This window comes from Christensenella sp. (assembly GCF_034927525.1).
Lineage (GTDB): Bacteria > Bacillota > Clostridia > Christensenellales > Christensenellaceae > Christensenella.
Genome location: NZ_JAYFPU010000287.1, coordinates 1 through 10269 on the forward strand (window position 1 = coordinate 1; position 10269 = coordinate 10269).

8 protein-coding genes and 1 pseudogene are annotated in these 10269 nt (G+C 51.4%); all 9 read left to right on the forward strand.

Going from position 1 to position 10269, the window contains the following annotated elements; translation table 11 throughout:
• Window positions 1-2068: transcription-repair coupling factor (gene mfd / locus VB081_RS11645; protein ID WP_323400981.1), on the forward strand; the 2068-nt coding region annotated here is incomplete at its 5' end.
• 122 nt (window positions 2069-2190) lie between these two features.
• Window positions 2191-3408 carry a peptidylprolyl isomerase gene (locus VB081_RS11650; RefSeq protein WP_323400982.1) on the forward strand — a complete coding sequence of 406 codons (1218 nt, stop codon included), beginning with the start codon at window positions 2191-2193 and terminating at the stop codon, window positions 3406-3408.
• 86 nt (window positions 3409-3494) lie between these two features.
• Window positions 3495-4910 (forward strand): nucleoside triphosphate pyrophosphohydrolase, encoded by a 1416-nt coding sequence (mazG, locus tag VB081_RS11655; protein ID WP_323400983.1) that lies wholly within the window; start codon window positions 3495-3497, stop codon window positions 4908-4910.
• 120 nt (window positions 4911-5030) lie between these two features.
• Window positions 5031-5303, forward strand: coding sequence for an HU family DNA-binding protein (locus VB081_RS11660; RefSeq protein WP_323400984.1), 273 nt, complete (start codon window positions 5031-5033; stop codon window positions 5301-5303).
• A gap of 209 nt (window positions 5304-5512) precedes the next feature.
• The gene (locus VB081_RS11665) at window positions 5513-5755 is read left to right on the forward strand and encodes an RNA-binding S4 domain-containing protein (RefSeq protein ID WP_323400985.1); all 243 of its coding nucleotides are present in this window, start codon (window positions 5513-5515) and stop codon (window positions 5753-5755) included.
• 2 nt (window positions 5756-5757) lie between these two features.
• Window positions 5758-6927, forward strand: a complete 1170-nt coding sequence (gene ispD, locus VB081_RS11670) for a 2-C-methyl-D-erythritol 4-phosphate cytidylyltransferase (protein WP_323400986.1) — start codon at window positions 5758-5760, stop codon at window positions 6925-6927.
• 4 nt (window positions 6928-6931) lie between these two features.
• Window positions 6932-8182: a hypothetical protein gene (locus VB081_RS11675; RefSeq protein ID WP_323400987.1), complete on the forward strand. Its 1251-nt coding sequence runs from the start codon at window positions 6932-6934 to the stop codon at window positions 8180-8182.
• Window positions 8175-9524 carry a DNA repair protein RadA gene (radA, locus tag VB081_RS11680; protein WP_323400988.1) on the forward strand — a complete coding sequence of 450 codons (1350 nt, stop codon included), beginning with the start codon at window positions 8175-8177 and terminating at the stop codon, window positions 9522-9524. Before VB081_RS11675 ends, radA begins: the two co-directional genes overlap by 8 nt.
• An 84-nt stretch (window positions 9525-9608) precedes the next feature.
• Window positions 9609-10269 (forward strand): annotated as a pseudogene (locus VB081_RS11685) (PIN/TRAM domain-containing protein); the annotation flags it as partial.

A 10269-nucleotide genomic window follows, 5' to 3' on the forward strand; every position in this document is an offset into this window, starting at 1 on the left:
TATTTTTGGACGCATCCGTAAAACGACCGCAGGCAAAAAAGCGGCTCGTTCTACGATGGAAGAGGATATTTTCAGCGACCTTAAGTCCGGTGATTTTGTGGTGCACGACGTACATGGTAAGGGGAAATATTTAGGACTTAAAACATTGGAAGCGGGCGGGAACGTCGCAGAATATATGGAGATCGAGTACCGTGGCGGTGACAAGCTTTATATTCCTACGGCGCAGATCGACCGCGTGCAGAAATACATTGGCAGCGAGGATGCGCCGCCGCAGCTATCCAAGCTGGGCGGTAAGGAATGGGAGAACGCCAAGACAAAGGCGCGTGAATCCGCCTTAAAGCTTGCGTTTGACTTAGTAGCACTTTATGCGCAGCGCTTTGAGAGCAACGGACACGCGTTTTCTGAGGATACCGTATGGCAAAAGCAATTTGAGGACGCTTTCTTATATGACGAAACGGATGGTCAGATACGGAGCATCGAGCAGATCAAGAAGGATATGCAGTCGCCGCGCGTGATGGACAGGCTATTGCTCGGCGACGTGGGTTACGGTAAAACGGAGGTGGCGATGCGCGCCGCCATGAAGGCCGTGATGGACGGTAAGCAGGTGGCGGTGCTCGTGCCGACGACATTGCTTGCGCGACAGCATCTCAAGACCTTCCGCGAACGGTTTGCGGATTTCCCGGTGACCATTGCGGGGCTTTCGCGTTTTTCAAAATCACAGCACAAAAGCGTGCTTGCAGATTTGCGGCGGGGCAAGGTCGATATCATCATCGGTACACACCGGCTGCTTTCAAGTGATGTACAATTCAATGATCTGGGGTTGCTCGTCGTGGATGAGGAACAGCGGTTCGGTGTTTCGCACAAGGAAAAGATCAAGCTGCTGCGCGAGAATGTGGACGTGCTGACCTTATCGGCGACACCCATCCCGCGGACGCTGGAAATGTCTATGGTGGGTATCCGCGATTTAAGCACCATCGACACGCCGCCTGCTATGCGTAAGCAGCCGTATTCGTATGTAATGCGCTATTCGGATGGACTTTTGGCGGATGCGGTGACGCGTGAAATAAACCGCGGCGGGCAGGTATATTTTGTGTGTAGGCAGATCAGGGAGATGGACAAGCTGCTTGCCGACCTGAAGCGCAACGTACCACAGGCGCGCGTTGCAGCGGCGCACGGGCAAATGGGTGAGTCGGAGCTCGAGCACGTGGTGGGCGGATTCATCGACGGGGAATACGACGTGCTGGTGTGTACGACGATCATCGAGAGCGGCATCGATATCCCCAGCGTAAATACGATCATTGTTTATGAGGCGGACAAGTTCGGATTGTCACAGCTTTACCAGTTAAAAGGACGCGTGGGGCGCTCGGACAAAAATTCGTACGCCTACTTTACATATTTGGGCGACGGCTCGATGAAAGAAAACGCGGCAAAGCGTATGGCGGCGATCCGTGAATTTACGCAGCTTGGGAGCGGCTTCAAAATTGCGATGCGCGATTTGCAGATCCGCGGCGCTGGAAACCTGTTAGGTCCCGAGCAAAGCGGGCACATGGCGACTGTAGGGTATGCGATGTATTGCAAGCTGATGCGCGAGGCGGTCGATACGGCAAAAGGAAAGCATGTGCGGCCTGAGATCGATACGGCAGTAGAGCTTAACGTTCCGGCGTATATCCCCGACCGCTACATCAAGAGCCAGACAGACAAGATGGATATCTACAAGCTGGTCTCCAAGGTGAAGAGCGTGAGCGACGCAAAAGCGGCGTCAAAGGATATCACCGAACGTTATGGTAAGATACCAAAAGAGGTCAATAACCTGATCGTGGCGGCGACCATTAAGGCGTATGCGGCAGCGGCAGGCATCGCCAGTGTAATCAAGAAGCGTGACAGCATTGAGTTAAAATACGACGAACAGACGCAGCCACATGTAAAAAAACTGTTAAGAATCGTAAATTTGCATGAAGACCGTGTTATACTGAGACCGTCGACACCGCCGGTCATTGTTTACCAGATCAAAAAGGATATGAAGATGAACGACTTTTTGGAATTTTTGGGACAGCTTCGACTGCGGTGAGGAAAGGACTATGTTGCGGCGATCGTGCTGCGCTTTGGCGATAAATTTTAATATTTCATTGCGTAGAGCGGGTCGGTGCTGTATAATAAATTCGTTATTGTTTTAGAAAGGATACTTATTTAATGATGAATAAATGGAAGAAGGTATTGGGTGTGGCGCTTGCGGGCGTGATGTGTGTTTCCCTCGCGTCGTGCTCGATGGTACAGGTCAATCAGGATCGTGATGCGGCGCAGGTCGTAGCGGAAGTGAACGGCGCGCAGGTCACAAAAGGACAGGTAGCAGAAGCGACGGAGGCGATGCTTTCGATGTATGGCATGACAGTCGCTACGTTCACGCAGCAGTATGGGGAAGACCAGCTTGCATCCATGCGCTCGAGCGCGCTGCAATCGCTGGTGCAAAGCGAAATGTTATATCAGAAGGCAATAGAAGACGGCCTTGTGGATGAATCTGATGAAAACAAAGCTGCGGTCAAAGCAGAAATCGAGACTTCGCTGCAGAGCTTGAAAGATTCGATCAAAGCGAATGTGGAAGCAGATGAGACGATTGCGGAAGCGGACAGGCAGGCAGCCATCGATAAGCAGACAGAGCAGTTCATCACAATGTACGGCTATGACGATATCGACCAAAGGGTAGCGGACAAGATCAAGAATGACGCGATCGCAAAAGTAAAAGAGAATATCGACGCTGAGGTGACGTTCACCGAGGACGAAGCCAGGACGTTTTATGACGAGCAGGTAGCGGAGCAGCAGCCGAAGGTGGAAGAAGATCCGGCGAATTATGCGACATACAACAGCTCGAGCATTGCAGTGGTAAATCCGGCGGACGCGCGCTATATCAAGCATATCCTGCTGCAGATCCCTGAAGATGTTCAGACAGAGATCAAAGAGCTGCGCACGAATGGCGATGATGCAGGAGCAGACGTGAAGCGCGACGAGGCGCTTGCAGCCATCAAGGCAAAGGCAGACGAGGTGCTTGCCCGTGCGAATGCTGGCGAAGATTTTGATGCGCTGGTAACAGAGTTTGGGGAAGACGGGGGCATGAAGAGCGAACCGGCAAAGACCGAAGGTTACCTTGTTTATAAGGATTCCGGTATGGTCGCTGAGTTTGAGGAAGCAGCGCTTGGGTTGGCGGAAAACGCGATCTCCGGCCTTGTGGCAACTGATTACGGTTACCACATTTTAAAAAATGTGAAGGACGCGGGCGGCGTGATCCCCTTTGATACGATCAAAGACAAGATCATGGAAAAGAAGCTGACAGAAGCGCAGACAACGCACTTAAACGGGGTATATGACGAGCTTTCCGAGCAGTATAATGTTAAGACATACGCGGACAAAATCTAATCAGTGAATAACCAGTTTTCTGGAGGAGCAAGGGGGAGTTTGCGCAGGGCGCAGGCTCCCTTTTGTACAAAGATGGGGAGGAAATCATGATACAGGTGATAGGCTGTACGCCGGAGTTCGACTTACTGCCGCTGCGCGCGGTGCGCGCGGTACGAGAGGCAGACACGGTTGTTTTGCAAAGCGCTAAGGCGGCGTGTGCACAAGGGATACTTGAGGAAAATAAAAATGCGTTGACGCTTGACGATTTGTATGAACAGGCGGAGGACTTTGACGCACTGTTTCAAAAAGGCGTACAAAGGATATGCGAAGCGCAAAAGAGCGGAACAGTTGCCTTTTGCGTGGTTGGAGACCTGTTTGACAATGGATTTGTGCGTGAGCTTGTTGCTGTTGGTGCAGACATAGAATACGTGGCGGGCGGCTACGCGGAAAGCGCGGCGCTCAGCGCTGCTGCCGGACAAATGGATATCGGCGGGTATGCTGTGATGGGGGCGCGTGAGTTGGACGCCCTTGGAGTGGATACGTCAAAGACTGTAGTGCTAAAGGGCGTTGAAAATGCACTCGTTGCGGAACATGTGAAATGTGTGCTGTCGGATTATTATACGGAGGATGCGCAGGCGCTTTTGTATGCGAATGGTAAGCCGAAATGGATCAAGTTTTACGACATCGACCGCATAGACGCATGGGGGGAGGGGGGGCTGATTGTGCTGCCGCCGCAGCCGCTTAGGGGCAAGGAACGTTATGGGCTATATGACCTGGTGCGCATTATGCAGGTGCTGCGAGGGGAAAACGGATGCCCGTGGGATGCGGAGCAGACGCACAAGAGCCTGCGCCAGTATATTCTTGAGGAAGCATATGAAACGGTAGACGCTGTGGATGCGGACGATATGTTCGCGCTGTACGACGAGCTGGGCGACGTGTTTTTGCAGGTGGTGTTTCAGTCGGAGGTCGGACGGCAGTGCGGCGAATTTGATATTGATGACGTAGCGACATCCGTATGCGCTAAGATGATCAACCGGCATCCGCACATTTTCGGCGACGCGACAGCGGATACGGCAAACGAGGTGTTTTTGAATTGGGAGGCCATCAAACGTCAAGAGAAGCAGAATAAGGATTTTGTTTCTGTGCTGCGTGACGTGCCGCGTTCTATGGGCGCGATGATGCGCGCATACAAGCTGCAGAAAAAAGCGGCGGGCATTGGCTTTGACTGGAAGGATGCGAAAGGCGCAATGGAAAAGGTGCGCGAGGAGCTTTTGGAATGGGAAGCGGAAGTAGACGCCGGCGACACAGACCGGATGGAGGCGGAAGCGGGCGACCTGTTGTTTTCGATCATCAACGTGCTGCGGCTTTTGAAGACAAATCCTGAGGTCGCTTTAAACCGTACATGCGAAAAATTTATTGCGAGAATGGAAGATATGGAAAAAACGGCTTGTACAGGGCTTTATGACTTAAGTACTGACGAACTGAACAACTTATGGGACGAGGCGAAAAAAATAATTCCATAATTCCCCAAAAACCTTTAAAATAAGGTTGATTTATGGTTTTGGATGTATTATAATCGTGTTTGTAATCTAACCGGGCGGCTCCCCAGCCGTTACGGAATATTATTTAAGGAGGGGAAGGTTTTGAATAAGACTGAACTCGTAGCTGCTATCGCAGCAAAAGCTGGTATCTCCAAAAAGGATGCAGACGCTGCACTGGGCGCATTTTCTGACAGCATCATTGATGAAATCAAAAAAGGCGGAAAAGTACAGATCGTAGGATTTGGTACGTTTGAAGCTAGAAAACGTGCTGCAAGAACAGGCATCAACCCGCAGACGAAACAGCAGATCAAGATCGCTGCTTCTACTGTACCGGCTTTCAAAGCTGGCAAAGCTTTCAAAGATGCTGTAAAATAAGTAAGAAAACAATTAGGGACGTTCACGCTTGTGAGCGTCTTTTTTGTTGCCATAGGCGAAACAGAGCAAGTAAGGCAGAGAGCGACGAATGTTAAGAAGACGTTAACATGTACGCTCTTTGGTTGAATATTTTTGAAAAAATGATATAATACGCAGAGTGGAATATGATGACCGGCAGCAATGAAATATGATAGAAGACGGAGAACGACGTGAGGCTGGACAAATATTTAAAAGTATCGAGACTGATCAAGCGCAGAACGGTTGCGCAGTCGGCGTGCGAGGGTTCGCGCGTGCTGGTAAACGGCAAGGTGCAAAAGAGCAGCTACGCTGTGAAGCTCGGCGACGAGATTACGATAGAATTTGGATCAAAACCTTTGAAGGTTCGTGTTTTGGCAATCGTGGAAACGACGAAAAAGCAAGAGGCTGACGGAATGTATGAGGTAATAGAATAGGGATGAAAGTTTGTGCTGTGATCCTTGCCGCGGGGAGCGGAAAAAGGATGGAACTTGATACCAATAAGGTATTCATCAAATTTGAAGAGCAGAGCGCCGTGATCCGGTGTCTGAAGACCTTTGGTGCAACAGACCTTTTTTCAGACGTTATCGTAGCTTGTAAGGAAGAAGAATGTGATATCGTCAAACGTAAAATAGAAAAATATATCAGGGGCGGCGAAACGGTCGTTATCTGTAACGGTGGCGAAGAGCGCCAGTATTCGGTGAGGAATGCGCTGGCGTTTGTGCCGGACGATGCGGATATCATTGTCGTGCACGATGCGGCGCGCTGCTTTGTGACTGAGCGCATCATCCGTGATTGCGTATCGAGCGCCATCCGCCATGGCAGCGGTGTGGCGGCCGTTAAAGCGACAGACACCATCAAGCGTACGAAAAAGGGTATTGTGACAGAGACGTTGCCGCGCGAAGAACTGGTGTGTGTGCAGACGCCGCAGGCGTTTCGTGCGGATCTGCTGATGAAGGCGTATCAAAAAGCGGAGGAAGAGGGCTTTTTGGGTACGGACGACGCGTCTTTGGTGGAGCGGTTGGGAACGAAGGTGCACGTTGTGACAGGATCGCCGGATAACATCAAGCTGACGACCAGAAAAGATGTCGATCACGGTAAGGAAATCGTCAAGAATCAAGAATCGTCTGATTTACGCATTGGCAACGGGTTTGATATGCATCAGTTTGCCAGTGGCAGAAAGCTTATTTTGGGCGGTGTAGATATCGAGAGCGATATCGGACTTGACGGGCATTCGGATGCGGACGTGCTGGTGCACGCTATTATGGACGCGCTGCTGGGTGCTGCGCGGCTGGGTGATATTGGCGGACTATTCCCGGATACTGACCCCAAATATAAAGATATTTATTCGATCGAGCTGCTGCGAGAGATCGGCGACCTGCTGCGCAAGTACGGGTATAAGATCATCAATATAGACAGCACGATTATCATGCAGAGACCGAAGATCAGCACATATCGAAACGAAATGGTGGACAATATCGCACAGGCGCTGGATATGACGCGCGAATATGTGAACGTCAAAGCCACGACCACGGAATATCTGGGCGCGGTCGGACGCGGAGAGGGCGCGGCAGCACAGGCCGTGTGCATTTTGCAAAAACAGAGATAATAGTATGAAGAGAAGAAAACACAGGGGAATGAGTACGATCCGGCGCCCGATGGGTGTGGATCGTGTCAGGAAAAGCAATGTCTGGTCTATGTGGCGTTATATCGTTTTGATCGCCATTGCGGCTGCGGTCGTCCTTGTGATGATCTTTTTTGGCTTTCCGCTCATTGAAGACTTGCTAAAGGGCGTTGATCCGTCGCTGCGCTACCAGCCCAAGGTGGAAGCGGAGTTCAACCTTGCGGAAACGAAGGCGGAGACAGGCACAGCTGCGCCGGGAGAGATATACATCAATGCGTATCAGGACGGCGACGGACAGGAATACAAGGTGCGCATCAAAAACGAGCCGTTTATCGACGGAGAGAATATTATCTTTACGACGCAGTTTTCCCAACAGGGCGCGCTGGCTCTCGATACTGTAATGATCTATAATACACAGACGGGCGAAGTGCAGAAGTTGCCCAATGTAGAAAAGAAATACGACAGGCTCTTATCGCCTATGCTTTCGGGCAACTATGCTGTGTGGGTCGATTGCCTCGATAAGGGCGGCGGACGCATTGTGGGGTACGACCTTTCGTCTCAGCAGCAGTTTTTGATCAAGGAATTTGTGTATGCGCAGCCGCAGATATCTATTGCGGGTGATGTGATCGCCTTCATGCAGTGGGCGGGCGACAGCACGCAGCGGCTTTATGTCTACAACCTGAAAACACGTGAATCCGCCACGGTGAGGCTTTACGAAAACACGGCTTCGGGTAACAGCGCGGCAAGTATTTCAGGCAGCGACCTTGTATGGTCGGAGTACGATGCGCAGGGCAACGGGACACTGAAACGGGTCGCGTTCGTGAACGGTGCATCTAAAACAGAAAATTACGAATTTGGGAATCAGGTATTCGAGCCCAAGACGAACGGTAAGGATATCGTATTTGCCACGACAAAGGACATCATCAGCGGGTCACTTATGCTCTCTACGAACGGGAATGCACCTGTGAAGATCGCGGAAAATGTTGCGAATTATGCGCTTGGGGATAATTTTGTCGCTTATACCAAGGATATGAAGGTGACGGTCTGTTATACGGATGCGCAGATGACACAGACCATGACAGGGGATACGACAAAGAACCTGCTGGCGTCGGCGAATAAAAACGGCATTTGCTATTACGATACGACGGATACAGAGATCGCGGACGAAGCGGTGCTTTATGCGTACATGGAAAGCGCGCATAGCGAAACGCCGGCGCAGAACGGGGGAGCGAATGGTTAAGACGAAGACGCAGTTTGTGTGCGGCGAATGCGGATATACGAGCGGGAAATGGTCGGGGAAATGTCCGTCGTGCAACGAATGGAATACGATGGTAGAAGAAGTGGTGGAGGCTGCACCTGTGGGCAAGGCGAAGGTCGTTTCCGCCCCGGCAAAGATCATTACCTTTGATAAGATACCGCTGGAAAGTGAAAAGCGCTTTTCAACAGGCATCGGCGAATTCGATCGCGTCCTCGGCGGCGGTGTGGTGCCGGGTGGCGTATGCCTTGCGGGCGGCGAGCCGGGCATTGGAAAGTCCACGCTTTTTTTGCAGGTGGCAAAGCTGCTGAGCGCGTTTGGCAATGTGCTGTATGTTTCGGGCGAGGAATCTCCCGCGCAGATCAAGATGCGCGCGCAGCGCTTAGGCGTTGCGGAAAATATTTACCTGATGGCGGAAACAGAGGTTGGCAGCATCCTAGGGGGTGTGGAGGAATTAAAGCCGAAGTTTTTGATACTGGATTCGATCCAGACATTATACGACGCGAACCTTTCGTCCGCGCCGGGCAGCGTGGCGCAGGTGCGTGGGTGTGCTTCGCGCATCACGCAGGCGGCAAAGCGCATGGGCATTGCAACCTTCATCATCGGTCATGTGACCAAGGAAGGCGCGATCGCGGGGCCGCGGGTACTTGAGCATATCGTGGATACGGTATTGTATTTTGAAGGAGAGCGTACGTCAAACCTTCGTATTTTGCGCGCAGTGAAAAACCGCTTTGGCTCTACAGACGAAATCGGCGTTTTCGAGATGCGCGATATGGGTATGATGGAAGTGAAGAACCCGACGATGTTGTTTGAAGGGGATTTTGCGGATGACCTGTCCGGCGTTTCGATTTTTGCGGCGACGCAGGGCACGCGTCCCATGCTTTTGGAGATACAGGCGCTGTGCGCGCACACGCAGCTTAATATCCCACGAAGGCTGTGCTCGGGCGTTGACAACAACCGCTTATACATGATCTGTGCGGTACTGGAAAAGAAGATCGGCTTGAAGCTTTACAACGAGGATATCTTTGTGAATGTAGCGGGCGGTATCAAGGTCAAGGAATATGCTGCGGATATGTCGATGGCAATGTCCATCGTTTCGTCGCTTCGGAATCTGCCTATCCCGCGGGATACGGCGTTTATCGGCGAGATTGGCCTGTCGGGCGAGATACGCCATGTCTCCCAGCTTTCGCGTCGCGTCGGCGAATGTGCAAAGATGGGCGTGAAGCGCGTGTTTGTACCGCGCTACAGCATGGAAAAGGGTATGGACAAGAATATCAAGGTGGAGGGGTTTGGGACACTTTCCGATGTTCTTGCAAAGGCTTTTTAGAAATTTTTAAGGCTTTGTTCATGTGCAAGACATATTTGGAGGATATACTGTATCTTATAATTGAATAAGGAAGGAGAAAGCAACATGTTTTACAAACTGATGAGATTGTTCATCATTGTACTGGGCTTTTTGATAGGGCCGGGGCTTGTACTGCTGGGCGTGACATTATACAATTACTTCGCACAGGCCGACCTGTTCTCGAATTTCCAAACGTGGGTACCATTCGTCGCTTATATTGCAAGTGGAATCATATCCGGAATCATATTTTTAATTTTATCACGCAGGATGGCGCAGGCGTTTGAAAGAAATACAAAGAGCATAGAACAAAGGCTGGAAGCAACCCCCACAACGACACTTTTTGCCGGAGCGATCGGGCTGATCGCAGGTCTTGTGGTGGCAGCGCTCATATCCGTCATTATCGGTCTTATCCCTGTTGCGTGGATATCCATCCCGCTGACGATCCTTGTGTATCTGCTGTTTGGCTCGATCGGTCTTTCGATCGGCGTGCGGCGCAGGGTGGACATTGCCGGGATGATCCGCGGTAAAAAGCCTGCCGGCGGCAAAGCGCCGGAAAGAAAAGGGGGCATTCCGCCCAAAATACTTGATACGAGTGTGATCATCGACGGGCGCATCCTGGATCTATGCAAGACGGGGATGTTTGAGGGCGATATCGTCGTGCCGGAGTTTGTATTGAAGGAATTGCAGAAGATCGCGGATTCGAGTGATTCGATGAAGCGGACGCGTG

Excerpts from the sequence above, each read along its gene's own strand:
- ispD (WP_323400986.1), top strand. The coding sequence starts at position 5,758 with ATGAAAGTTTGTGCTGTGATCCTTGCCGCGGGGAGCGGAAAAAGGATG.
- VB081_RS11650 (WP_323400982.1), top strand. The coding sequence starts at position 2,191 with ATGATGAATAAATGGAAGAAGGTATTGGGTGTGGCGCTTGCGGGCGTG.
- radA (WP_323400988.1), top strand. The coding sequence starts at position 8,175 with ATGGTTAAGACGAAGACGCAGTTTGTGTGCGGCGAATGCGGATATACG.
- VB081_RS11675 (WP_323400987.1), top strand. The coding sequence starts at position 6,932 with ATGAAGAGAAGAAAACACAGGGGAATGAGTACGATCCGGCGCCCGATG.
- mazG (WP_323400983.1), top strand. The coding sequence starts at position 3,495 with ATGATACAGGTGATAGGCTGTACGCCGGAGTTCGACTTACTGCCGCTG.